The 22,824-nt window shown below is 72.7% G+C and carries 23 protein-coding genes; 10 read left to right on the forward strand and 13 right to left on the reverse strand.

Annotation, left to right across the window (positions count from 1 at the left end; genetic code table 11):
• Window positions 1–58: 58 nt before the first annotated feature.
• From M8C11_RS25090 to M8C11_RS25115, 6 genes are all read right to left on the reverse strand, one after another.
• Window positions 59–2,935 carry a discoidin domain-containing protein gene (locus M8C11_RS25090; protein ID WP_252453721.1) on the reverse strand — a complete coding sequence of 959 codons (2,877 nt, stop codon included), beginning with the start codon at window positions 2,933–2,935 and terminating at the stop codon, window positions 59–61.
• 114 nt (window positions 2,936–3,049) lie between these two features.
• On the reverse strand, window positions 3,050–4,675 hold the full coding sequence (locus tag M8C11_RS25095) for a glycoside hydrolase family 13 protein (protein ID WP_252453825.1): 1,626 nt from the start codon (window positions 4,673–4,675) through the stop codon (window positions 3,050–3,052).
• 90 nt (window positions 4,676–4,765) lie between these two features.
• Window positions 4,766–5,653 (reverse strand): carbohydrate ABC transporter permease, encoded by an 888-nt coding sequence (locus M8C11_RS25100; protein WP_252453724.1) that lies wholly within the window; start codon window positions 5,651–5,653, stop codon window positions 4,766–4,768.
• Between the two features lie 3 nt (window positions 5,654–5,656).
• Window positions 5,657–6,616 (reverse strand): carbohydrate ABC transporter permease, encoded by a 960-nt coding sequence (locus M8C11_RS25105; protein ID WP_120570048.1) that lies wholly within the window; start codon window positions 6,614–6,616, stop codon window positions 5,657–5,659.
• 60 nt (window positions 6,617–6,676) lie between these two features.
• A complete protein-coding gene (locus M8C11_RS25110; RefSeq protein WP_252453727.1) occupies window positions 6,677–8,053 on the reverse strand; it encodes an ABC transporter substrate-binding protein in 1,377 nt (458 codons plus the stop codon).
• Between the two features lie 294 nt (window positions 8,054–8,347).
• Window positions 8,348–9,349 (reverse strand): LacI family DNA-binding transcriptional regulator, encoded by a 1,002-nt coding sequence (locus tag M8C11_RS25115; protein ID WP_091428158.1) that lies wholly within the window; start codon window positions 9,347–9,349, stop codon window positions 8,348–8,350.
• Window positions 9,350–9,548: 199 nt separating this feature from the next.
• On the opposite strand from M8C11_RS25115, the gene M8C11_RS25120 reads away from it, so the two are divergent.
• On the forward strand, window positions 9,549–11,549 hold the full coding sequence (locus tag M8C11_RS25120) for a glycosyl hydrolase family 28-related protein (protein WP_252453730.1): 2,001 nt from the start codon (window positions 9,549–9,551) through the stop codon (window positions 11,547–11,549).
• A 51-nt stretch (window positions 11,550–11,600) separates the two neighbouring features.
• Here M8C11_RS25120 and M8C11_RS25125 read toward each other — a convergent pair whose 3' ends face one another.
• The 4 genes from M8C11_RS25125 to M8C11_RS25140 form a co-directional block, all read right to left on the reverse strand.
• Window positions 11,601–12,410 carry a SigB/SigF/SigG family RNA polymerase sigma factor gene (locus M8C11_RS25125; RefSeq protein WP_091428154.1) on the reverse strand — a complete coding sequence of 270 codons (810 nt, stop codon included), beginning with the start codon at window positions 12,408–12,410 and terminating at the stop codon, window positions 11,601–11,603.
• A gap of 141 nt (window positions 12,411–12,551) precedes the next feature.
• Window positions 12,552–13,115, reverse strand: a complete 564-nt coding sequence (locus M8C11_RS25130; protein ID WP_091428152.1) for a GerMN domain-containing protein — start codon at window positions 13,113–13,115, stop codon at window positions 12,552–12,554.
• The gene (locus tag M8C11_RS25135) at window positions 13,112–14,461 is read right to left on the reverse strand and encodes a cell wall metabolism sensor histidine kinase WalK (RefSeq protein ID WP_252453733.1); all 1,350 of its coding nucleotides are present in this window, start codon (window positions 14,459–14,461) and stop codon (window positions 13,112–13,114) included. The genes M8C11_RS25130 and M8C11_RS25135 overlap by 4 nt, the downstream gene beginning before the upstream one ends.
• On the reverse strand, window positions 14,458–15,132 hold the full coding sequence (locus tag M8C11_RS25140; RefSeq protein ID WP_091428148.1) for a response regulator transcription factor: 675 nt from the start codon (window positions 15,130–15,132) through the stop codon (window positions 14,458–14,460). The genes M8C11_RS25135 and M8C11_RS25140 overlap by 4 nt, the downstream gene beginning before the upstream one ends.
• Before the next feature lie 149 nt (window positions 15,133–15,281).
• Here M8C11_RS25140 and M8C11_RS25145 point away from each other — a divergent pair, with 149 nt between their 5' ends.
• From M8C11_RS25145 to M8C11_RS25165, 5 genes are all read left to right on the forward strand, one after another.
• On the forward strand, window positions 15,282–15,647 hold the full coding sequence (locus M8C11_RS25145; RefSeq protein WP_091428145.1) for an STAS domain-containing protein: 366 nt from the start codon (window positions 15,282–15,284) through the stop codon (window positions 15,645–15,647).
• A 9-nt stretch (window positions 15,648–15,656) separates the two neighbouring features.
• Window positions 15,657–15,971 (forward strand): hypothetical protein, encoded by a 315-nt coding sequence (locus M8C11_RS25150; RefSeq protein WP_120573797.1) that lies wholly within the window; start codon window positions 15,657–15,659, stop codon window positions 15,969–15,971.
• Window positions 15,968–16,534: an STAS domain-containing protein gene (locus M8C11_RS25155; RefSeq protein WP_091428142.1), complete on the forward strand. Its 567-nt coding sequence runs from the start codon at window positions 15,968–15,970 to the stop codon at window positions 16,532–16,534. Before M8C11_RS25150 ends, M8C11_RS25155 begins: the two co-directional genes overlap by 4 nt.
• The gene (locus M8C11_RS25160) at window positions 16,528–16,818 is read left to right on the forward strand and encodes a BON domain-containing protein (protein ID WP_091428140.1); all 291 of its coding nucleotides are present in this window, start codon (window positions 16,528–16,530) and stop codon (window positions 16,816–16,818) included. The genes M8C11_RS25155 and M8C11_RS25160 overlap by 7 nt, the downstream gene beginning before the upstream one ends.
• Before the next feature lie 139 nt (window positions 16,819–16,957).
• Window positions 16,958–18,409 (forward strand): cellulase family glycosylhydrolase, encoded by a 1,452-nt coding sequence (locus M8C11_RS25165; protein ID WP_252453827.1) that lies wholly within the window; start codon window positions 16,958–16,960, stop codon window positions 18,407–18,409.
• A 44-nt stretch (window positions 18,410–18,453) separates the two neighbouring features.
• Here the strand turns inward: M8C11_RS25165 and M8C11_RS25170 are convergent, their stop codons facing one another.
• Entirely contained in the window at window positions 18,454–19,356 is a 903-nt protein-coding gene (locus tag M8C11_RS25170) for a diiron oxygenase (RefSeq protein ID WP_120570056.1), read from the reverse strand.
• A 48-nt stretch (window positions 19,357–19,404) separates the two neighbouring features.
• Between M8C11_RS25170 and M8C11_RS25175 the strand changes: the two genes are divergently transcribed.
• The 4 genes from M8C11_RS25175 (at window position 19,405) to M8C11_RS25190 (ending at window position 21,892) form a co-directional block, all read left to right on the forward strand.
• Complete coding sequence (locus M8C11_RS25175; protein WP_120570057.1) at window positions 19,405–20,121, forward strand: TetR family transcriptional regulator; 717 nt, start codon at window positions 19,405–19,407, stop codon at window positions 20,119–20,121.
• The gene (locus M8C11_RS25180) at window positions 20,118–20,387 is read left to right on the forward strand and encodes a DUF4873 domain-containing protein (RefSeq protein WP_121684503.1); all 270 of its coding nucleotides are present in this window, start codon (window positions 20,118–20,120) and stop codon (window positions 20,385–20,387) included. The genes M8C11_RS25175 and M8C11_RS25180 overlap by 4 nt, the downstream gene beginning before the upstream one ends.
• Before the next feature lie 21 nt (window positions 20,388–20,408).
• The gene (locus tag M8C11_RS25185; protein ID WP_252453736.1) at window positions 20,409–21,047 is read left to right on the forward strand and encodes a YdcF family protein; all 639 of its coding nucleotides are present in this window, start codon (window positions 20,409–20,411) and stop codon (window positions 21,045–21,047) included.
• 83 nt (window positions 21,048–21,130) lie between these two features.
• Window positions 21,131–21,892 (forward strand): glycosyltransferase family 2 protein, encoded by a 762-nt coding sequence (locus M8C11_RS25190; protein ID WP_252453738.1) that lies wholly within the window; start codon window positions 21,131–21,133, stop codon window positions 21,890–21,892.
• Here the strand turns inward: M8C11_RS25190 and M8C11_RS25195 are convergent.
• Both M8C11_RS25195 and M8C11_RS25200 read right to left on the reverse strand, forming a co-directional pair.
• Window positions 21,852–22,625 carry an SDR family oxidoreductase gene (locus tag M8C11_RS25195; protein ID WP_252453740.1) on the reverse strand — a complete coding sequence of 258 codons (774 nt, stop codon included), beginning with the start codon at window positions 22,623–22,625 and terminating at the stop codon, window positions 21,852–21,854. The genes M8C11_RS25190 and M8C11_RS25195 overlap by 41 nt on opposite strands.
• 5 nt (window positions 22,626–22,630) lie before the next feature.
• Entirely contained in the window at window positions 22,631–22,753 is a 123-nt protein-coding gene (locus tag M8C11_RS25200; protein ID WP_091428126.1) for a ribosomal protein bL36, read from the reverse strand.
• Window positions 22,754–22,824: the final 71 nt, after the last annotated feature.

A 22,824-nucleotide genomic window follows, 5' to 3' on the forward strand; every position in this document is an offset into this window, starting at 1 on the left:
GGGGGGGGGGGGGGGGGGGGGGGGGGGGGGGGCCGGGGGCGGCCCCCGCCGCGCCGGGTCAGGAGGCGTACACCTCGAACTCGGACAGCTGGCCGGCCGGCCAGCCGGTGTTGCCGGTGAAGGTCAGCCGCACGAAGCGGCGGTCACCGGCGGGCAGCGCGATCGACACGCTGTTGCCGCCCGCCGGGTCGAACGTGTAACCCGCCGCCGCCTTCAGGGTCGAGAACGACGAGCCGTCGGTGGAGCCGAGCACGGTGACGGTCTGGGTGCGGGTCTGCCAGGCCGCCGACGGGGGCAGCTTCAGCACCACCCGGGCGGCCGGCCGGGCACTGCCCAGGTCGACAGTCACCGACTGGGGGAAGGCGTTGTTGGCGCTCTCCCAGTAGGTGTTCGCATTGCCGTCGACGGTGTTGGCGGCGCCGTACACGTCGGCGTGGCTGGTCTCGGCGACCGGACGGCCCGCCGCGAGGTTGCCGGCCGGCGGCGCGGTGGTGGGCGGCTGGGTCGTGGCGGGCGGCGGCGTGGTCGGCGTGGTGGTGCCGCCGCCGTACACCTCCAGCTCGGCGAGCTGGCCCGCCGGCCAGCCGGTGTTCCCGGTGACCGTGACCCGGACGAACCGCCGGTCGCCGGACGGCAGCGCGATCGACACGCTGTTGCCTGCGACCGGGTCGAAGACGCGGCCCGCCGACGCGGCCAGCGTGGTGTACGCGGAGCCGTCGGTGGAGCCGAGCACCGACAGCGTCTGGGTACGCCGTTCCCAGCCGGGCGGGAGCTTGAGCACCACCCGGTCGACGGTGCGGGACGCGCCGAGGTCGACGGTGAGCGACTGCGGGAACGCGTTGTTGGCGCTCTCCCAGTAGCTGGCGGCGTTGCCGTCGACCGCGTTGCCGGCGGCGTACGTCTGGGTGGTGCTGGTGGCGGTCGCCGGGCGGCCCAGGGCCAGGTTCCCGCCGGCCGGCGGCGTGGTCGGCGGCGCGGTGGTCGGCGGGGCCGTCGTCGGCGCTGCCGTGGTCGGCGGCGGGCTGGTGGGCGGCGGGCTGGACGGGCCGTTGCCCCACTGCGGCTGCGGCCACGGCCCGCAGTACGGGGTGGGCGTGTACCAGCCCGAGTTGCCGGCGCCCTGGGTGATCTGGAAACCGCTGCCGACGCAGTTGTGGATCGGGTTGGACTGGGCGATGCCGGTGGCCCGGACGTTGGTGAACCGGACCTGGCTGGGTGCCTGCACCTGGAGCGCGTACGTGCCCGCGCCGTCGATTCGCACGTTGTCGAACGAGATGCCGCTGGTCTGCCCCTCGATCCAGTGCAGCGCCGCGTACGAGCTGTCCAGGATGTCGGTGTCGGTGACGTTGATCGCGGCGCCCTGGATCGGCTCGTTGAGCGCGGAGAACCAGATCGCGCCCACGCCGAACTGCCAGTTGTAGTCGGAGTTGCCGTTGCGGATCAGGGTGTTGCGGGCCACCGTGATGGTGCCGGACACGGCCGTCGGCCCGGTGACGCCCGGATAGCGGTTCGCCACGTGGATGCCGCCGCCGTTGGTGACCGAGTCGGCTGTGACGTTGTCGGCGATGGTGATGTCCCGGCCGCCGTAGGTGACCAGGTGGTTGGCCAGGATCGTCACGCCGATGGTGTTGCGGGTGAATGAGTTGCCCACATTCGGCACGCTCTGCGCCCACATGGCCAGCGCGTCGTCGCCGGTGTTGCGGACGAACGTGTTCGTCACCGTGGAGTTGGTGACGCCCCAGTGGAAGTTCACCCCGTCGGCGGTCTGGTCGAGGATGCGGCTGTTGCGGATGGTGAAGTTGTCCATCGGACCGTCCATCCAGGCGCCGACCTTGGTGTGCTGCAACCACAGGTTGTCCACCACCGAGTTCGTCATCGCGCCGCCGATGGCGTTCACCTGGTCCTCGTCGACGCGTTCCCGGATGTCGCCGATGACGGCGAAGTCCCGCAGCGTGACGTTGCGGCTGGGCCCGCCGGCCTCGTGCGGGCGGATCTCGCCGGAGTAGCCGCCGCCCGGCACGTACTTGCCGTAGATGCCGGCGGCCCGTTTGCGGTCGGTGGGGTGGCGGCCGCCGAGCACCGAGTACCAGGGGCCGGCGCCGCGCAGCGTCACGCCGTCGACCACCACGTGGTCCCAGAGCGTGAACGTGCCGGCCGGGATCCACACCGCCCGGCCCTGCGCCTTCCCCGCGTCCACGGCGGCCTGGAACTTCGGCGTCGAGTCGGTGGCGCCGGTCGGGTCGGCGCCGAAGTCGGTCACCACGTCCAGCACGCCGGACGGCTTGGTGATCTGCGCCCCGACCAGCTCGAAGTCGGCCAGGTCGATGGTGAACGCGGGCGACTGGGCGGTCGAGGAGACCTGGAGGCGGATCTTCGTGCCGGCCGGGTAGGTGGTGCCGAACATGGTGCGGGTCTCGTCGTAGAAGTGGTGCGGGTTGGTGTCGCCCGGGTTGTTGTTGAACGGGTAGCCGCCGTAGTACCAGCCGTACCGGGAGGTGACCGGCACGGCCTTGACCAGCGTGCCGTTGGCGCGCAGGTCGATGGTGGCGTCGCGGCCGGTGCCGGCGGCGTTGTCCGGCAGGCTGTACCGGAACGTGACCGCGTTCGCCGGGGCGGTGAGCGTGAACTCGACGTACTCGCCGACGGCGTCGAGCGTGACCGCCTCCCGGCCGGACGCCTCGGACGGCAGCGTGCCGTAGCGCCGGTCGGGGCCGATCCTCGTGCCGGTGTGTGCGGCCTGTTCGGCCTCCTGCTCCCGGAACGGCACTGTGGCGCCGCGTCCGGTGATGTCGAACGGGGACAGTCCGGCGGCGTGCGCCGGGGTGGCGGTCGTGGTGAGCGCCACGACGACGAGTGCCGAGGCGGCGAGCGCGGCGGCGGCGAGGGCGGCCACGCCGGTGCTGCGGTGGCGGTGCGCGGTGCGGTGCTCGGCCATGCGGGGTGTGCTCCCTTTCGTCGGTGGCCAGATCCCCCCGTGCGGCGTTGCCTCTCCTTCCTCCTCCCCAGGTGGCGGCGTGGCGGCGGCCGGGACGGGCCGCCTGCGCCGCGGTCAGGCCGACCGGGTACGCAGCCAGACCGCGGTGTCCGGTGGCAGCCGGTCGTCGTCGAGTGGGCCGCTGGCGAGCAGCAGCCGGTCGTGCGCGGGCAGTGGCACTGCTTCGCCGCCGAGGTTGACCAGGCAGGTGAAGCCGGGTTCGCGGGCGAACGCGAGCACGCCGTGCGGTGCGGGCAGCCAGGTGAGCGTGCCGTCGCCGAGCGCGGGTTCGGCGCGGCGCAGCGTCAGCGCGGCCCGGTACAGCTCCAGCATCGAGTGCGGATCGCCGGTCTGGGCGCGGACCGTGCGGTCCTTCCAGTCGGCCGGTTGCGGCAGCCACGGCGCGGCGGTCGCGCCGTCGGGGCTGAACCCGAACGGCGGGGTGTCGCCCTGCCAGGGCAGCGGCACCCGGCAGCCGTCGCGGCCCGGGTCGACCCGCCCGGACCGCTCCCACATCGGGTCCTGCCGCAGCTCGTACGGGATGTCCTCGACCTCCCAGAGGCCCAGCTCCTCGCCCTGGTAGACGTAGGCGGCGCCGGGCAGCGCGAGGGACAGCAGCGCGGCGGCGCGGGCCCGGCGGGTGCCCAGTTCCAGGTCGGTGGGGATGCCCTCGCGCTTGGCGGCGAAGCTGAACCGGGTGTCGGCGCGGCCGTACCGGGTGACGTGGCGGGTGACGTCGTGGTTGGACAGCACCCAGGTGGCCGGTGCGCCGACCGGGGCGTGGGCGGCGAGCGTGCCGTCGATGCTCTCCCGCAGCGCTGTGGCGTCCCAGGCGCAGCCGAGGAAGTCGAAGTTGAACGCGGTGTGCAGCTCGTCCGGGCGCAGGTAGTTCGCGAACCGCTGCCGGTCGGGCAGCCACACCTCGCCGACCAGCGCGCGCCCGCCCGGGTACGAGTCGGCGATGCGCCGCCACGCGCGGTAGACGTCGTGCACGCCGTCCTGGTCGCGGAACGGGTGCGGCCGGTCGGGGTGGACCTCGGGCAGCGTGCCGTCCTTGACCAGCAGACCGGCCGAGTCGATGCGGATGCCGTCCACGGCCCGCTCGAACCAGAAGCGCAGGATGTCCTCGAACTCGGCGCGGACCCGGGGGTGGTCCCAGTTGAAGTCGGGCTGCTGCGGGGCGAACAGGTGCAGGTACCAGTCGCCGGGCGTGCCGTCCGGGTCGGTGGTGCGGGTCCAGGTCGGTCCGCCGAACTCGCCGGTCCAGTCGGTGGGCGGCAGGTCACCCCCCGGTCCCCGCCCGGCGCGGAACCAGAACAGCTCTCGCTCGGGCGCGGCCGGCCCGCCGGCGAGCGCGGCCCGGAACCACGGGTGCGCGTCGGAGCAGTGGTTGGGCACCACGTCGACGATGCTGCGGATGCCGAGCGCGTGCGCCTCGGCGATCAGCGCCTCCACCTCGGCGAGCGTGCCGAAGACCGGGTCGATGTCGCGGTAGTCGGACACGTCGTAGCCGGCGTCGGCCATCGGCGACGGGTACCAGGGGCTGAACCAGATCGCGTCGACGCCGAGCGCGGCGAGGTGGTCCAGGCGGGACCGGATGCCGGCGACGTCGCCGATCCCGTCCCCGTCGCCGTCGGCGAAGCTGCGCGGGTAGACCTGGTAGATCACCGCGGAGCGCCACCACGAGCTGTTGTCGGCCATGGACACGGGCACCTGCTTTCTGCGGGGTCGGTTCTGCGGCGGTCGTGCGGCGGGCTCGTCGGCTGCCGGGTTGCAGCCGAGGGTGCCCGGTCAGCCCTTGAGGCCGCCGGTGGTCAGGCCGGACATGATGTTGCGCTGGAAGATCAGGAACAGCACGACGGTGGGGATCGCGGCGATCACCGACGCGGCGATGACCACGTTCATCGGGGTGCCGCCGGCGAAGGCGTAGATGCCGACGCTGACGGTCCGCGTCTCCGGTGACGGCATCACCAGCTTCGGCCAGAGGAAGTCCTTCCAGACCGCCGTCACCGCGAAGATCGCCACCACGCCGAGGATCGGACGCGACATCGGCAGGACGATGGACCAGAGCGTGCGCAGCGGGGAGGCGCCGTCCATCACGGCGGCGGCCATCAGGTCCTCCGGGATGGAGTCGAGGAACCGCTTCAGCAGGAAGATGTTGAACGCGTTCGCCACCAGCGGCAGCCAGATCGCGAACGGCGAGTCGAGCAGGTTGACGTGCACGATCGGCAGGTCGATCACCGTCACGTACTGCGGGACGATCAGCACCATCGCCGGGATCATCAGCGTCGCCAGCATCATGCCGAGGATCAGCTTGCCCAGCACCGGGCGCAGCTTCGACAGCGCGTACGCGGCGGCGGTGTCGAGGACGAGCTGGAACAGCACCGCCCCGGTGGCGTAGTAGAACGTGTTGAACAGCAGCTTCGCCAGGTCCAGGTTGGTCCAGGCGTCGACGTAGTTGCCCGGCTGCGGGTCCTGCGGGAACAGCGTCGGTGGTGTCTGGGCGATCTCCTGGCCGGACTTCAGCGCGCCGGTGACCATCCAGTACAGCGGGCCGAGGAACACCAGCGTGAACCCGGCCACGACCACTGACAGCACGATCCAGTAGAGGACGCGGCCACGACCGCGCCGCAGCTGGGCGTGGGAGACGAGGGTACGGGTGGTGAGGTCGGCGGCCATGTCCTAGTCCTGTCTCGCGGTCAGTCGCAGGTAGACGGCGGAGAACCCGGCCAGCACCACCAGCATGATCACGCCGAGCGCGGCGGCGCCGTTGAGGTCGTTCTGGAAGAACCCGTGCTGGTAGATCAGGTACGCCACGGAGGTCGCCGAGTCCTGCGTACCGGCGCCGTTGGCGAGGATCAGCGGCTCGATGAACAGCTGCATGGTGGCGACGATCTGAAGCATCGCCAGCAGCGCCAGGATCAGCCGGGTCTGCGGGACTGTCACGTGCAGGATGCGCCGCCACAGCCCGGCGCCGTCGATCTCGGCGGCCTCGTACAGCTCGCCGGGGATGTTCTGCAACGCGGCCAGGTAGATCAGCACCGCGCCGCCCATGTTCATCCAGGTCGACGCGATCACCATGGCCGGCATCGTCATGGTGGGCGACTGCATCCACTCCGACGTGGGCAGTCCCAGAGCGGTGAGGATCGCGTTGAACAGTCCCGCCTCGCTCGGGTCGTACGCGTAGAACTTGAACAGGAACAGCGCTGAGGCCGGCGGCAGCATCACCGGCAGGTAGACCAGCACCCGCAGGTAGCCCTTGGCGTGGCGCAGCTCGTTGAGCAGGATCGCCACGAAGAACGGCACCAGGTAGCCGAGCACCAGCGCCAGGCCGGTGAAGACGAACGTGTTCTTCCAGGCGGTCCAGAAGCTCGGATCGGCGATGATCCGGCTGTAGTTGTCCCAGCCCACCCAGGTGGTCTCGCCCCGGCGGGTGCGCTGGAAGCTCATCACGACGCCGCGGACCATCGGGTACCAGGAGAAGACGGCGAAGCACGCGACCGCGCCGATGAGGAACGTGTGCCCGGTGAGGTTGTCCCGGACCTTGCGGCCGAGACCGGCGCGGCGTCCGGCGGTACGCGACGGCGGCGGCGCGACGGGGCCGGTACGGCGGGTGGCGCCGGGGGCGGTGGTGAGCGCCAAGGCGACTCCTGCGGTGCTCGGGGAGGTGGGGCCGGTGCGCCGGCCCCACCTCCGGTCGGATCAGCTCTGCGCGGCCAGCAGCTGGTTGACCTTGTCCTCGGCGGTCTTGAGCAGCGCGTCGATGTTCGCGTTCGGGTTGGTCAGCACCCCGGACATCGCGGCGTCGAGCACCGCGTAGATGGCCTGGGCGTTGCGCGGCTCGCCCTTGATCGGCACCGGGTTGGCCTCGAAGACCGCGAAGTTGGTGGTGTCCACGTTGGCGTTGGCCTTGCGCAGCTCCAGTTCCTGCTTCTGCGCGTCGCTGCCGTTCGCGAACAGCAGCGGCTGGGGCAGACCGACCGGGTAGTTCTGCGGCTTGGCGCGCACGTAGTCGAACTGGCCCTTGCCGGGGGTCAGCTTCTGGTAGGCGAGCCACTTCAGGCCGGCCTTGACCTGCTCCGGGCTCAGGCCCTTCTTGAAGAAGTAACCCTCGCCGCCGCCGAGCGTCGCCTTGGCCGGGCCGTCCTGGCCGGGCAGCGGGCCCATCGCCCAGTCCTGGTACTTGCCCTGGAACTGGCTGACGATCGCCTGGGTCGCGTCCGGCGCGCCGATGAACATGCCGACCTTGCCGGCGCCGGCGTTGGTGAGCAGGTCACCCCACTGGAGCAGCTGCCGGCTGCCCATGCTGTTGTCGCCGTACCGCATGTCCTTGAGGTTCTGCAGGACCTGCTTGCCCATCGCGTTGTTGAAGTCGGCCTTCTTGCCGTCGGCGCTGAGCACCTGGCCGCCCTGGGAGTAGAGCAGCGAGGTGAAGTGCCAGCCGCCGGTGTTGCCGGCGCTGTATTCGGCGTACCCGGCGATGCCGTCGCCGAGCGCGGAGATCTTCTTGGCCGCGGCGCGCACCTCGGGCCAGGTCTTCGGCGGGTTGTTCACGTCGAGCCCGGCCCGCTGGAACAGCGCCTTGTTGTAGATCAGGCCCATCGAGTAGTTCTTCACCGGTACGGCGTAGAGCTTGCCGCCGTCGGTGAAGACGTCCTTGAGCGCCGGGTCGACGCTGTCCCAGGTGGCGATGGTGTCCTTCGTGGCGTACTGGCCGATGTCCATCGCCTGGCCGGAGTCCAGCACCTGCTGGAGGTCGGTCATGTAGCCGTAGAACACGTCGGTGACGGTGCCGCCGGCCAGGCGGGCGGTGAAGTCCGGCGGGTTGTTGCACTGCTCGCCGACGCTGACGCTCTTGACGACGATGTCCGGGTTCTGCCGCTGGAACTCGGCGACATCGTCGTTCCAGTTCTTGAGCAGTTCCTTCTGCGCGCCGACCGGCTGGCAGTCGACCGTGATGGTGACCTTGCCGCCGGCGTCGCTGCTGTCGTCGCTCTTGGTGGAGCACGCCGCAAGGCTGAGCCCGAGGCCGGCCGCGAGCGCGAGCGCCGCGACCTTCCGATACTGCGGTACGGACATCTGTCCATCCCTTCGGGAACGGGTGTATCCATGGCCTTCACTGATGTGCGGTGACCGCGCGGCTGCCTCGGTGGTGGAACGGCAACCGGCGCGCGCCCTGCCTCCGGAAACCGCGCCCCGGGTCAGGTGTGAGTGGAGTCACTGTAACGACGTGAACCATCGGCAGCAAGATGCCGACTCAACAACGCAAGAACACGACTTGGTCACGCAGATCGCGGAGCCGGTGTCACCTCGGGGAACGACGGCAGGCCCCGGGTCCTGGATGGACGCGGGGCGAGGCAGGAGAGGGTCGGGTCAGCGCCGAGGGGCGGGAGCGGTGGAGCCGCGTACCACCAGCTCGGGCTCGAACAGCAGTTCGTCGTGCAGTACGCCGGCGCCGTCGATCTGGGTCACCAGCAGGTCCACGGCAGCCTGGCCCATCGTCTCGATCGGCTGCCGCACGGTGGTCAGCGGTGGATCGGTGCAGGTCATGAACGCCGAGTCGTCGAACCCGACCACCGACACGTCGGCCGGTACGGCGCAGCCCAGGCGGCGGGCGGCCCGGATGGTGCCCAGCGCCAGCACGTCGCTGGCGCAGACGATCCCGGTCGCGCCGCGCTCGATCAGTTTCGTGGCGGCGACCCGGGCGCCCTCCATGGAGAAGCTGGATCGCTCCACCAGGGACCGGTCCTCGCCCCAGCCGGCGGCCCGGACCATGGCGTCGAGCTTGCGGCGCGAGGGCACGTGGTCGGCCGGGCCGAGCACCATGCCGATCCGCTCGTGGCCGAGGGAGCGCAGGTGCCCGTACGCCTGCTCGACGGCGACCGCGTCGTCGGTGGACACCCGCGGGAAGCCCAGTTCCTCGACACCGGCGTTCACCAGTACCACCGGCAGGCCCCGGTCGGTCAGGCGCCGGTAGTGCTCGTGCGAGGCGTCGGCCAAGGCGTACGAGCCACCGGCGAAGATGACGCCGCTGACCTGGTGGTCGAGCAGCATCTCCACGTACCCGGACTCCGGCACGCCGCCGATGGTGCGGGCGCACAGCGCCGGGGTGAAGCCGCGCTGCGCGAGCGAGCCGGTGACCACCTCGGCCAGCGCCGGGAAGATCGGGTTCTGCAACTCCGGCAGCACCAGGCCGACCAGGCGGGCGCGCTCGCCGCGCAGCTTCGTCGGGCGCTCGTAGCCGAGCACGTCGAGGGCGGTCAGCACGGCGGTCCGGGTCGCCTCGGACACGCCGCCACGGCCGTTGAGCACGCGGCTCACGGTGGCCTCGCTGACACCCGCCTTGCGGGCCACCTCGGTCAGGCGCTTCGTCACGGCGGCAATCGTACGTCGGATTCTTGCAAGAAATGAACAGCCGGAGCGGTCAGGTCTTGCCGTCCGGGCGGGCAATCGGTCCGAAAGATGCGAGCAGATTGATGCTTGAAAGGCAACAGGGCGCCGGAATAACATGAGGAGCCTTGTCGATGGCCTGCGCCGCCGAGGCCACCCCTCCCCCGAGAAAGTGGGTGCCCCGATGTCGCGGAGCGTGCCGAGGATCCTCGCGGCGCTGGTCGTCGCCGCCGCCCTGCTCGCACCACCCGGTGCCGCCGCGGCGGGCCCGCCGCGCGGACCGTCCCCCGTGGTGACCCGCGCCGGGCTCGACCCCGCGCTCGTCGCCGGTCGCGGCGCGACGGTGGACTACGTCGAGCAGGAGGCGGAACACGGCCGCACCACGGGCACCGTGATCGGGCCGGACCGGTCGGCGTACACACTGGCCGGCGAGGCGTCCGGCCGCCGGGCCGTGCGCCTGCTGCCCGGCCAGCACGTCGAACTGACGCTCCCCAGGTCCACGAACGCGCTCACCGTGCGCTACAGCATCCCGGACGCGCCGGGCGGCGGCGGGATCACCGCGCCGCTGCGGGTCTCAGTCGGGCACGCGCCCCCGCGCACCATGACGCTGACCTCGCAGTACGCCTGGCTCTACAACCAGTACCCGTTCACCAACGACCCCGGCGCCGACCTGCTGCACCCGGACTGGTGGATCACCGAGTGCTCCTGCGTCCCGGCCGCCACCACGCCCGCGCCGGTGATCGGCAAGCCGTTCCGGCCGCACCACTTCTACGACGAGCAGCGGATGCTGCTCGGCCGTACCCACCGGGCCGGTGAGGTGGTCCGGCTGACCGCGCCGCGCGGCACGGCCGCCGCGTGGACGGTGATCGACCTGGTGGACGCGCACCTCATCGCACCGCCCCGGACGGTCCCCCGCGCGGTGAACGCGCTGTCCTTCGGCGCCGATCCGACCGGCCGGCGGGAGTCCGCCGACGCGTTCGACCGCGCGATCGCGTACGCCCGCCGGGTGGACCGCCCGCTCTACCTGCCGCCTGGTACCTACCAGGTCAACCGGCACGTCGTCGTCGACGACGTGACGATCGCCGGGGCCGGCAGCTGGTACACGGTCGTGCGGGGACGCGAGGTGGCGCTGGAGACGCCGGCACCCGACGGCTCCCGCCACACCGGCGTCGGCTTCTACGGCCGCGACGCCGCCGACGGCGGCAGCAGCGACGTGCACCTGTCCGGCTTCGCGATCGAGGGCGACGTACGGGAGCGGATCGACACCGACCAGGTCAACGCCGTCGGCGGGGCGCTCAACCGCAGCACGATCGACGGCCTCTACCTGCACCACACCAAGGTCGGCATGTGGTTCGACGGGCCGATGACCGGCCTGCGGGTCACGAACACGGTGATCGCGGACCAGATCGCCGACGGGCTGAACTTCCACACCGGCGTCACGCACTCGTCGGTGACGAACTCGGTGGTCCGCAACAGCGGTGACGACGCGCTGGCCATGTGGTCGGAGGGCACGGCGAACGCGTCGAACACGTTCGCGTACAACACCGTGCAGTCGCCGGTGCTCGCCAACGGCATCGCGCTGTACGGCGGCGCCGACCTCACCGTGGCGCACAACCTGATCGCCGACCCGGTACGCGAGGGCAGCGCGATCCAGGTGGGCTCCCGGTTCGGGGCCGAGCCGTTCACCGGCCGGCTGCGGATCACCGGCAACACCACGGTCCGGGCCGGCACGTACGACCTGAACTGGAACATCGGCCTCGGCGCGATCTGGTTCTACGCGCTGGACCGCAGCATCGACGCGGCGGACATCGAGGTTCGCGGTGACGCGTACCTGGACAGCACCTACAACGCGATCATGCTGGTCAGCGACTGGCCGGTGAAGGACAGCGTCCGCATCGACAACGTCCGCTTCCGCGACATCCGGGTCGACGGCACCGGGACGTCGGTGGTCAGCGCGCGTACGGCGGGCGGGGCGAGCTTCGCGAACGTCGACGCCCGCAACGTGGGCGCGGTCGGCGTGAACAACTGCGGGTCGTTCCACTTCACCCCGACCGGGTCGGAGTTCGGCCTGACCGACCTCGGCGGCAACGACGGCGGCTGGCTGGCGTCGTGGCTGCTGCCGAACACCATCACCTGCGACGACCGGCCGCCCGTGGTGCCGCCGCCTCCGCCCTCGCGCTGGTGACACGACGCGACCCCCGCCGGCCGGGCCGGCGGGGGTCGCGGTACGGGTGGCTCAGGCCTCGGTGAGCTGGCCGCGCAGCTTGGTCAGGGCGCGGGCGAGCAGCCGGGACACGTGCATCTGGGAGACACCGACCCGGGCGGCGATCTCGCTCTGGGTCAGGTTGCCGTAGAAGCGCAGCGTGAGGATCTTCTGCTCCCGCTCGTCGAGCGTGGCGAGCGCCGGGCCGAGCGAGGCGCGCAGGTCGGCCAGCTCGTACTCGTTGTCCTCGGTGCCGAGCGTGTCGCCCAGCTCGGTGGCGCTGTCGCCGTCGCCGATCGGGGTGGACAGCGAGACCGCGTTGTACGCGCGGGCGCCCTCCAGGCCCTCCAGCACCTCTTCCTCGGTGACGTCGAGGTGGGCGGCGATGTCGGCGACGGTCGGGGCCCGGTTGAGCGTCTGGGTCAGCGTGCTGTTGGCCTCGGAGATGCGCAGCCGCAGCTCCTGGAGGCGACGCGGAACCCGGATGTTCCAGGTGCGGTCGCGGAAGTGCCGCTTGATCTCGCCGAGGATGGTCGGGATGGCGAAGCCGGCGAAGTCGACGCCGCGCGAGGCGTCGAACCGGTCGACGGCCTTGATCAGGCCGAGCGCCGCGGTCTGGGCCAGGTCGCCGGCCGGCTCGCCGCGACCGCTGTAGCGGGCGGCCAGGTGGTTCGCCAGCGGCAGCCACGCCTCGATGACCTGGTTGCGCAGGGCGGCCCGCTGGGGGTGGTCGGCGGGCAGCGCGGCGAGCGCCGCGATCAGCTCACTGGCGCGGCTCTCCTCACCGGTCTGCGGCGCGCGCTGCACCTCGGTCGCGGTCGATGCCATGGTCATCGTGGTCATGCTGCCCTTCCTGTCCTCGGAGAACGGGTGGCCTCCCACACCGGTCGTGCCAGCCACACTAGACCAAAGGTCACCGCCAAATCAACCGAACGGACGATGGAGATTTCGGTTCATATCCGGACAGAGCAGCGAGGAAGGGTGTCAGCGAGGTAACAGTGGCCGGTAGTCGGCGGCGGTGAGCGGCAGCGCGGAGAGGCTTCCGTCCGCGCGTGGCACCTCCAGCGGCTGCCCGTCCCGGCGGAACGCCACGCTGTACACGTCGGGCCGCTGAGTGAGGCTGCACACGATCTGCCCGAAGGCGAGCACCTCGTCGTTGCGGCCGGTCTCCTCCCCGGCCTGGCGCACGTCGACGGTGGCCAGCGTGCCGGTCAGCGTCGCCCCGGCCACCGCCACCGTCCCCGGCAGCGCCGTGGCCAGCCCCTGACGGCGCTCGCCGCCGTCCGGCCCGGCCAGCAGGTGCTGGAGGTGCGAGTCCACCCCGGGCAACCCGTCCACCCGGCGCTTGACCACGACCAGCCCGTCGTCGCGGACGAAGCAGAACGGCTCGTCCACCCGCCCGTCCCCGTCGGCGGTCGAGGACACGGCGGGGGTCGGGAACGCGCCGGGCGGCGTCTGCACCACGCGGGGCTCGTCGTCCACCGGCACCCCGCAGCCGCCCAGCAGCACGGCCGCCAGCAGGCCGGGCAGGAGCCGCCGGCGGCTCATCGCAGCGCTCCGGGCAGCTCGACCCGGAAGCGGGCGCCGGGCCCGCGGTCCAGCACCGCGGCCGTACCGCCGTGCGCGGCGGCGTGCTGCGCCACCAGCGCGAGCCCGAGGCCGGTGCCGTCGGTGCCGGCCCGGTCGTGCGCCGCCCGGCCCCTGACGAACCGGTCGAAGATGATCTCGCGGTCGCCGGGCGGCACGCCCGGACCGTCGTCGTCGACCTCCAGCACGCCCACGCCGTCGCGCCCGCCGAGGCGTATCGCGACCGGCCCGCCGCCGTACCGCTCGGCGTTCTCCAGCAGGTTCAGCAGCGTCTGGGCGAACCGGCGCCGGTCGACCCACCACAGGCGCGGGGCGTCGCCGCCGACGGTCACCAGGCTCTCCGGCAGCGACCGTTCCCGGCAGGTGGCCCGGGCCAGCTCCACCACGTCGACCGTCTCGCGGTGTGCCGGCTGCTCGGTGCGGGCCAGCTGGATGAGGTCGTCGACCAGACGCTGGAACCGGGTCACCTCGTCGGCGACCAGGCCCGCCGCGGTGGCGGTGCGCTCGTCCTGGTGCTCCCGGCGGCGGTTGAGCACGCTCGCGGCGGCGGCCAGGGTCTGCAGCGGCGAGCGCAGCTCGTGGCTCACGTCGGCGGCGAAGCGCCGGTCCCGCTCGATGCGGTGCACCAGCTTGTCGACCATCTCGTTGAACGAGCTGGACAGGCGGGTCAGGTCGGGATCGGTGGTCGGGTCGAGCCGGGTGGCGAAGTCGCCGGACGCGATCCGTTCCGCCGCGTCGGCGACCGCGGTGAGCGGCCGCAGGCTGTGCCGGGTGGCGTACCAGCCGAGCGCCGCGCCCGCACCGGCGACCATGATCGCCACCGCGATCAGCGCCAGGCCCACCACCTGGAACGTCTCCTCGACCTCCCGCAGCGAGGTCAGCTCGTAGTAGCCGAGCGCGCCGGGCAGCGGCACGCCGACCAGCAGCGCGGGCTGCCCGTCGAGCCGGATGCGCTGCACCGCGGGCTTGCCGTCGGCCACCATCCGCTGCAGCTCCACCGGCACCGAGCTGGCGCCTACGTCGGCGGTACGGGCGTACCAGCCGTCGGGCAGGTGCAGCAGCGGGCGGCGGGCACTGCCGGTGTCGAGCGAGCGCAGCACGGCCACCACGTCCGGGGTGCCGGTGTCCAGGCCGGAACGGACCACGGCGGCGTCGTAGTAGGCGGCCCGGACCGCGGTGCGCTCCCGCTCGTCGAGCAGCGAGCGCCGGGTCAGGTCGTACGAGAACAGGGCCATCAGCGCGGACAGCAGCAACGCCCCCACGGCGAACGCCGCGGTGACCCGGGCGCGCAGGCCGGGACGGGTCATCGCTGGAGTTTGTAGCCGAGGCCGCGCAGGGTGACCAGGTGGCGCGGGTTGGCCGGGTCGGGTTCGATCTTCTGCCGCAGCCGGCCCACGTGCACGTCGACGAGCCGCTCGTCGCCGGTCTCGTAACCCCAGACCCGGCTGAGCAGCTGCTGGCGCGACAGCACCCGGCCGGCGTGCTCGGCCAGCTCGCACAGCAGCCGGAACTCGGTGCGGGTGACCGGCACCGGCTGTCCCGAGCGCCGCACCTCGCCGGCCTCCGCGCTGATCTCCAGGTCGCCGAAGAACTGGGCGGGCACCGGCCCGGACACCGTGCGTACGCGCCGGCGCAGCGCCCGCAGCCGGGCGGACAGCTCCTTGATCGCGACCGGCTTCACCACGTAGTCGTCGGCGCCCGCCTCCAGCGCGGCGACGATGTCGTGGGTGTCGTCGCGGGCGCTGATCACCACGACCGGCACGTCGTCGTCGCGGCGCAGTTGGCGGATGCAGTCGAACCCGTTCATGCCGGGCAGCATCAGGTCGACGAGCACGTAGTCGGCCGGCTTCTCCCGCTGCCGGCGCAGGCCGTCCTCCGCGGTCGGGGCGCCGTACGCCTCGTAGCCCTCCTCCTCCAGGGCGAGCTGCAGCGCGAGCCGGATGCGGTCGTCGTCCTCGATCACCAGTACGGCCGTCATATGGGCATCATGACCGGCGCGGCACGGGTCGCCCAATCGCGTGGGCCGTTCGTGGTTTTTGTCATCGAACCGTCACACAACCGTCCGGTGACCTCCAAGATCCCTGCGCAGAGTGGGGGCTGACCCGATCCCGTCACGGAAGCGACCCGATGCCTGCCAGCCTGCCGTCCCCGCCGGAGTCCGCGGTGCCGCACGTGCGCGTGGACATCACCGACGAACTGGACCTCGCCGGGCTGCCCGAGGTCGCCCACGTGATGGACCGCATCCTCGCGCTCCGGCCCCGCGAGCTGACGATCGACCTCGCCGGGTGCCGCCATGTGGACGCCGCCGCCGTCGCGCTGCTGCTGGACGTGCACCGCCGGCTGGCGCGCCAGGGCGGTCTGCTCACGCTGAGCAGTCCGCATCCGCGGATCCGGCGCATCCTGGAGAACTCCGGGCTCGGTGCCGTACCCGTCGTCGACACGCCCCGTCCGGCCGCGCGCGGCCGGGCCCGGGTCGCGTCCGCATCACGCTGAGGAGGAGTGGTGACCGGCAGCACGCTCGTCGGAGCGCTCGTGGTTGGTCTGGCCGTGGGCGGGCTGGGACGCCTCGTCCTGCCGGGGCGCAAGGCCGTCCCGGTGTGGCTGACACTCGCGCTCGGCGTCGCGGCCGCGCTGCTCGGCGCGATCGTGGTCGGGCTGGTGGACCACCGCACCGACGGATCGCCGGTGCTGCCGCTGATGGTGCAGACCGGCTTCGCCGCCGTGGCGGTCGTGCTGGCGGTGGTCGCCGCCGGCCGGCCGGAGGCCCAGGGGCAGACCCCTCCCGGCACGGGCGGCCGGCGGAAGGAGGAGGTGTGACTGTCGTACCCGCGGACCACCTGATGATGCTCATCTGCGACGGCTGCGGTGACAGCGTCACCGGCGCGGGCGCCACGCTGCCCGACGCCGAGGTGGTGTGGACGCTCGTGTTCGAGCACGACTGGGTCGGCTCGCCGTTCGCGTCCGGACCGCACCACTGCCCCCGGTGCAGCGCCCGGGCGGCCATCGCCGACGACGGCCTGGGCACCGAGGACCTGGAGCAGGTGGGCGGCACCCCGGCCGCCCACGACGTCGCCCCGGCCACCGAGGTCCGCCGCGCCCTCGACGAGCGCTCCCGGCGCGACGACATGGAGCTGGTCGACCTGTCCGGCCTGGAGGTGATCGACTCCGCCGGGCTCAGCCTGCTGGTGCGCGCGCACCAGGACGCCCGGCGCGACGGCCGGCGACTGGGCCTGCTGTCCCCCTCGCGGTTCGTGCTCACCGTGCTGCACACCATGCGGCTCGACGGCGTCTTCACAGTCGTCGACGGCCGCGTCCCGGCGCCGGGCCCCGCGTCCCGGCGACCGGTCCTGACCGAACAGAAGGAGCCCTCCCCGTGGTGATGCCCTGGCCGTACCCCGAGTTCCCGTTCACCGGCGGCGGGCCGGAGCCCGACGACGCGGACACCCGCCTCGCGTCGCTCGTCGCCCAGCGGCTCAGCGCCGACTGGACCACCCGCCGGCAGCAGATCACCGTGACCGTGCAGAACCGGGTGGTCATCCTCGCCGGCCTGGTGGCCGACCCCCAGACGCGCCTGGTCGCCGCCGAGCTGGCGTGGGACGTGCCGGGTGTGTACGACGTCTGCAACGCGTTGCGGCTCTACGGCGGGCGCCGCGGCGGCCGCTGACCGGCGGCGGTTGCACGCATCGGTATCCACCTCTACGCTCGGCCGTGGGAGCGCTCCCCCAGGCCGCCGCGTCGGGCTTTCCGGGCAGGTTCACGACGGGCACCGTCCGATCACCATCCAGACGATGGGACCTTCCCGCATGTTCTCGATTCCCCGCCCGTCCCGGCGGCACCTGCTCGCCGGCGGCGCGGTCGGCGCGCTCGCCCTGGCGGCGGTGGCCGTCCTGCCCTCGCCCGACGCGATGGCGGCGACCGGCTGCGCCGTCACCTACACCACCAACGCCTGGCCCGGCGGCTTCACCGCGAGCGTGGCGGTGCGCAACCTCGGCGACCCGGTGAGCAACTGGACGCTGGGCTTCACCTTCCCGGACGGCGGCCAGCGCGTCGTGCAGGGCTGGTCGGCCACCTGGCAGCAGAGCGGCTCGGCGGTCACCGCCCGCAGCCTGGACTACAACGGCGCGCTCGGCACCGGCGCGAGTACGACAGTCGGCTTCAACGGCTCGTGGACCGGCTCGAACCCGAACCCCACGTCGTTCACGCTCAACGGCACCGTCTGCACCGGCGGCACGAGCACACCGCCGCCCAGCACGCCCCCGCCGAGCACCCCGCCACCGCCGACCACTCCCCCGCCCACCACGCCGCCGCCGACCGGCACCACGCCGGTCGCGATCAACGGCCAGCTCCAGGTGTGCGGGGTCAACCTCTGCAACCAGTACGGGCGGCCGATCCAGCTACGCGGCATGAGCACGCACGGGTTGCAGTGGTTCGCCAACTGCTACACCGACGCCTCGCTGGACGTACTCGCGAACGAGTGGCGGTCCGACCTGCTGCGCATCTCCATGTACGTGCAGGAGCAGGGCTACGAGACCAACCCGGCCGGCTTCACCAACCAGGTGAACACGCTCGTGGACAAGGCCGAGGCCCGGGGCATGTACGCCCTCATCGACTTCCACACGCTGACGCCCGGTGACCCGATGTACAACCTGGACCGGGCCAAGACGTTCTTCGCCAACGTGTCGGCGCGCAACGCCGCGAAGAAGAACGTGATCTACGAGATCACCAACGAGCCCAACGGGGTGAGCTGGTCGACCATCCGCGACTACGCCGAGCAGGTCATCCCGGTGATCCGGGCCAACGACCCGGACGCGGTGGTCATCGTCGGCACCCGGGGCTGGTCCTCGCTCGGCGTGTCCGAGGGCGGCAACTCCGACGAGATCGTGAACAACCCGGTGCGGGCGCAGAACATCATGTACACGTTCCACTTCTACGCCGCGTCGCACAAGGACAACTACCGCAACGAGGTGCAGCGGGCGGCGAGCCGGCTCCCGCTGTTCGTCACCGAGTTCGGCACCGTCACGTACACCGGTGACGGCGCTGTCGACACCGCCAGCAGCAACGCCTGGCTCGACCTGCTCGACCGGTTGAAGATCAGCTACGCGAACTGGACGCTCTCCGACGCCCCCGAGGGCTCGGCGGCACTGCGGCCGGGCACCTGCGCGTCCGGCTCGTTCGGCGGGACGTCGGTGCTCACCGAGTCCGGCGCGTACATGCGCGAGCGCATCCGCACCGCTGACAATTTCCCCACCTCCTGACCGGGCGGCCGGCGGCGATCCTTTCCCCTTCGGGTCGCCGCCGGTCAGCCCTCCACCAGCCCGGCCCGGCGCCACAGCACCCGGCCCGGCCCGGCGACCAGGCCCAGTTCGGTCAGGTGGTCGGCGATCCGCTGCGCGGACCAGCGCAGCGTGGCCCGCCAGTGCGGGTTGGCCCGCGCCGCGGCCCGGCCGGCCGCCGGGTCGATCCCGACCGCCGCGTACGCCCGCGGGTGCACCAGGCGCCGCGTGATCGAGTACGCGGCCCGGCCGATCACCAGCCGCGCGTACGCCAGCGCCACCGGTCCGGCCGCCTCCACCTGCCGGGTCAGCTCGTCGCGGGCGAAACGCACGTGCCGGGCCTCCTCCACCACGTGGATGCGCGACACCATCCGGATCAGCGGCTGCAACGACTCGTCGGCCATGATCTCGCGCTGGAACGAGTCGAGGATCTCCTCGGCGATCAGGATGGCCGCGTACATCTGCGGGCCGGTCGCCGTGGACTTGAGCCAGCGCCCGAGCAGGTGGTCGAACGGCTCGGCGCGGTAGACCGGCGCGCCCGCGGCCTCGATGAGCCGGCCGAACATGATGGAGTGCCGGCACTCGTCGGCGACCTCGGTGAGCGCGTACTGGGCGTGCCGGCTGGTCGGGTCCGCGTCGTAGTACTGCCGGATCAGCATCTGCATGAGGATCGTCTCGAACCAGATCCCGGCGCTGGCCGCGCTGGCGACCTCGTGCTTGGTCAGCTCGACCCGCTGGTCCTCGGTCATGGCGTCCCACAGCGGCGTGCCGTAGAGGCTGCTGCGCGTCGGCGGCAGCCAGTACGCGCCGGGCACCGGTGGTGCCGACCAGTCGATGTCGACCATCGGGTCGTAGCTGGTGCGCACCGAGGCGGAGAGCAGGCGATCGGCGACCGCCTCGCGCGGGAATCCGGCCGTCGTCCGCTCCATGACCCCTCCATATTGACGTAACTTCGAGTAACTGTTACGAGTGGTAGCATGCGACGGACCACCACCGATGTCAATGGCCCCGACGCTCCACCGGAGCCGGCCGCACCCCGCTCCGGCGGGCGGCGCGACCGCTGGGCCGACCACCGCGAACAGCGGCGGCAGGAACTGATCGCGGCCGCCGTGCAGGCGCTGCTGCGGCACGGCCCGAGCGTCGACATGGACCAGGTCGCCGCCACCGCCGGGGTCAGCAAGCCGGTGCTCTACCGCTACTTCGCCGACAAGGCCCAGCTCTGGCTGGCGGTCAGCGAGGTGGTCGCGGCGCGCGTGGTGGCCGCCATCGCCCCCGCGGTGGAGCAGGTACGCGAGGAGCGGGCGCTGGTCGAGGCGACGATCGACGCGTACCTGAGCGTGGTGGAGTACGAGCCGTCGCTCTACCGGTTCCTCGTGCACGAGTCCGGGCATCCCGGCATCCAGCAGGTGGTCACCGGCACCAGCCGGCAGGTCGCGACCGGGCTGGCCCGGGTCATCGGCGACCGGCTGCGCGCGCTCGGCCTCGACGCCGGCCCGGCCGAGCCGTGGGCGTACGGGCTGGTCGGGTTCGTGCAGGCGGTCGGCGACTGGTGGACCACGCACGGGCAGCCGATCCACCGGGCCGCGCTCACCGAATACCTGACCACGCTGCTGTGGAGCGGCATCGAGGGGGTCCGCCGGGGCGCCGACCTGCCACCGGAGCTGACCCGCGCGCACGAACGGATCGACAGGTGACCTGGCAGGGCACGGCCGAGATCGCCGGCACCTCGGTACGGCTGCACGCGGGCGGGCGGTTCGAGCCGGTCGACGGCCGCTACCACTGGGCCGGCCGGGTCGAGCCGGAACCGCGCCTGGTGCGGCTGCTGCGCTCCGGCCGCCGGGACGTGGAGGTCCGGATCGGCGAGCGGGTCACTCGGGCCCGGCTGGCCGAGGTGGACCCGTGGGGCGGCGTCCGCATCACCGGCGTCGGCACGCCGCCCTGGCCGCCGGACGACGAGTGATCCGGCCCGTACCGTGAAGGGATGACGCCTCCCGCCACAGTGCTGCTGGTCTTCGGCCGCGGGGTGGTGGCCGGCGACGACGGCTACCGGCTCACCGCGGAGAGCGTCGCGCGCACCGAGGCCGCGGTGGCCTACGTCCGCGCGCACGCCGAGGCGTTCCGCCGCGCGCCGGACGCCCGGGTGGTGTTCACCGGCGGCTGGCCGCACGGCCCGGCCGGCGCGCCCGCCCCGCCCGCCGGATACCGGGAGGCGGAGCTGATGCGGGCGCTGGCGCGCGACGCCGGGCTCGACGCGTACGCCCGCTCGGCCGCCGAGACCCGCTCCCGCACCACCGTGCAGAACCTGGCGCACACCGTCCAGGACGGGCTGCTCGGCCCGGCGGAGTTCACCGCCCAGCGGCCACTCGGGCTGGTCTCCCACCCGTGGCACCTGCCCCGCGTCCGGCTGCTCGCCGCGCGCGTGCTCGGGCTGTCCGGCCGGGCGCTGGCCGACGTGCCGGTGACCGCGCCCGACCCGGTGCCCGTCCGGCGGGAGCGGGCCGCCCGCGCGTTCAGCCGGATCGGCTTCCTCGGCGTGCGTACCCCGGAGGCGTCGCTGCGCCGCGAGCGCGCGCTGACCCGCGCCGCCGACCGGATCGGACGCCTCACGCCCCGGCGGTGATTCGCCGGAGTGGGCGCGGGGTACGACGGTCCTCGATCGACCCGGCGGGCCGTGCCGGCGGGCGAGTCCACCCGGGAGGTTCCGTGATCGTGCTCGTGCCGGTGTACCGGCCCGGTGACCGGCTTCCGCCGCTGGTCGGTGACCTGCGGGCGGCGCTGCCCGGCGCGGACGTGCTCGTCGTCGACGACGGCAGCGGCCCGGCCGCCGCCGGGGTGCTCGGCGCGGCCCGCGCCGAGGGGGCGACGGTGCTGCGCCGCCGGGTCAACCGGGGCAAGGGCGTGGTGCTGCGCACCGGCTTCCGGTACGCCTCGGCGCACCGTCCCGGACGCGACGTGGTGTGTGTGGACGCCGACGGCCAGCACGGCGTGACCGACGTGTGCGGCGTGGCGGAACGGATGCGCGTCACCGGGGCGCCGACGCTCGGCGTACGCCGCTTCGACGGTGAGGTCCCGGCGCGCAGCCGGTTCGGCAACGCGGCGACCCGGATGGCGTTCCGGCTGGCGACCGGCCTCGACGTGCGCGACACCCAGACCGGGCTGCGCGCCTACCCGGCCGCCCTGCTCGGCTGGCTCACCACCGTCCCGGGTGACCGCTTCGAGTACGAGATGGCGGTGCTGCTGCGGCTGGTCCGCGCCGGGGTGCCGGTCGAGCAGGTGGACATCGCCACCCACTACCACGGCGACAACTCGGGATCGCACTTCTCCGCGCTCGCCGACTCGGTGCGGATCTACCGCCCGCTGGCCGCCTCCGCCGTCGCCCGCCTGGCGGGGCGCTCCGAGGTGGACGCCGTACCGGCCGCCGCCGTCACGACGTCGCGTCCCACACCTGCGACTCGAACTCCCTGAGCTGGTCGCGCAGCGACGGCGGATACGCGGTGCGGTACGGGTGCTCCCCGGCCGGCACCACCCGGACCATCTCGTCGATCATCTCCTGCGGATCGCGCTGGTGGCCGAGGTAGTCGCCGAAGTCGGGCCGGGGCAGCAGGGCGGCGGACTCGTCCCACCACTGGGACATGGTCTCCACGCCGGTGTCGTTGTACCCGGTCCGGTACGGGCCGGGGTTGATCACCGCGACGCGAACCCCGCGTGGTTCCAGCTCGCCCTTCATGGCCCAGGCCAGCGCCTCGATCGCGTGTTTTGTGGCGGCGTAGACGCCGATGAAGGGCCGGGTCCGCACGCCCACCGCGGAGGACACCCAGACCACCTTCCCCGCGCCCCGGGCCAGCATCGGCGGCACCAGTGCCTGCGCCAGGTGCAGGTGGCCGAACACGTTCACCTCGAACGACCGGCGGACCCGCTCCATCGGGATCTCCACCAGAGCGCCGGCCTCCTGCACGCCCGCGTTGAGCACCAGTACGTCCACCCGGTGCCGGGCCGCGGCGGCCCGGTCGGCCGGGTCGGTGACGTCCAGCTTGATCGCGTCCAGCGCTACGCCCGCCCGCTCGGCGTCGGCCCGCAGCTCGCGGACCTGCGGCCAGACCTGCGCGGCGGCGACCACGTGGTGGCCCTCGCGGGCCAGCCCGAGCGCGGTGCCCCGGCCGAGCCCGCTGCCGGCCCCGGTGATCAGGATGTCGGCCATCGGGCTCAGCCCTGCCGGGCCTTCTGCCGCCGGTCGGCCTTGTTGAGCACGAACAGCTTGCCCCGGCGCCGGACCACGATCGAGCCGGCCTTGCGCTTGAGCGCGCGCAGGGAGCTTCGGACCTTCATATCCGCTCCTTCGGTTCCCGCCGGTGTCCGTCCGGCACGGGTACCCGCCGCCGGTGCGGTCATGCCCGGCC

This window comes from Micromonospora sp. CPM1 (assembly GCF_023896895.1).
GTDB lineage: Bacteria > Actinomycetota > Actinomycetes > Mycobacteriales > Micromonosporaceae > Micromonospora > Micromonospora tulbaghiae.

Excerpts from the sequence above, each read along its gene's own strand:
- M8C11_RS25140 (WP_091428148.1), bottom strand. The coding sequence starts at position 15,132 with ATGACGGCCGTACTGGTGATCGAGGACGACGACCGCATCCGGCTCGCG.
- M8C11_RS25185 (WP_252453736.1), top strand. The coding sequence starts at position 20,409 with ATGACGCCTCCCGCCACAGTGCTGCTGGTCTTCGGCCGCGGGGTGGTG.
- M8C11_RS25110 (WP_252453727.1), bottom strand. The coding sequence starts at position 8,053 with ATGTCCGTACCGCAGTATCGGAAGGTCGCGGCGCTCGCGCTCGCGGCC.
- M8C11_RS25165 (WP_252453827.1), top strand. The coding sequence starts at position 16,958 with ATGTTCTCGATTCCCCGCCCGTCCCGGCGGCACCTGCTCGCCGGCGGC.
- M8C11_RS25120 (WP_252453730.1), top strand. The coding sequence starts at position 9,549 with ATGTCGCGGAGCGTGCCGAGGATCCTCGCGGCGCTGGTCGTCGCCGCC.
- M8C11_RS25175 (WP_120570057.1), top strand. The coding sequence starts at position 19,405 with ATGCGACGGACCACCACCGATGTCAATGGCCCCGACGCTCCACCGGAG.
- M8C11_RS25100 (WP_252453724.1), bottom strand. The coding sequence starts at position 5,653 with ATGGCCGCCGACCTCACCACCCGTACCCTCGTCTCCCACGCCCAGCTG.
- M8C11_RS25090 (WP_252453721.1), bottom strand. The coding sequence starts at position 2,935 with ATGGCCGAGCACCGCACCGCGCACCGCCACCGCAGCACCGGCGTGGCC.
- M8C11_RS25145 (WP_091428145.1), top strand. The coding sequence starts at position 15,282 with ATGCCTGCCAGCCTGCCGTCCCCGCCGGAGTCCGCGGTGCCGCACGTG.
- M8C11_RS25125 (WP_091428154.1), bottom strand. The coding sequence starts at position 12,410 with ATGACCACGATGACCATGGCATCGACCGCGACCGAGGTGCAGCGCGCG.
- M8C11_RS25135 (WP_252453733.1), bottom strand. The coding sequence starts at position 14,461 with ATGACCCGTCCCGGCCTGCGCGCCCGGGTCACCGCGGCGTTCGCCGTG.
- M8C11_RS25095 (WP_252453825.1), bottom strand. The coding sequence starts at position 4,675 with ATGGCCGACAACAGCTCGTGGTGGCGCTCCGCGGTGATCTACCAGGTC.
- M8C11_RS25195 (WP_252453740.1), bottom strand. The coding sequence starts at position 22,625 with ATGGCCGACATCCTGATCACCGGGGCCGGCAGCGGGCTCGGCCGGGGC.
- M8C11_RS25170 (WP_120570056.1), bottom strand. The coding sequence starts at position 19,356 with ATGGAGCGGACGACGGCCGGATTCCCGCGCGAGGCGGTCGCCGATCGC.
- M8C11_RS25200 (WP_091428126.1), bottom strand. The coding sequence starts at position 22,753 with ATGAAGGTCCGAAGCTCCCTGCGCGCGCTCAAGCGCAAGGCCGGCTCG.
- M8C11_RS25130 (WP_091428152.1), bottom strand. The coding sequence starts at position 13,115 with ATGAGCCGCCGGCGGCTCCTGCCCGGCCTGCTGGCGGCCGTGCTGCTG.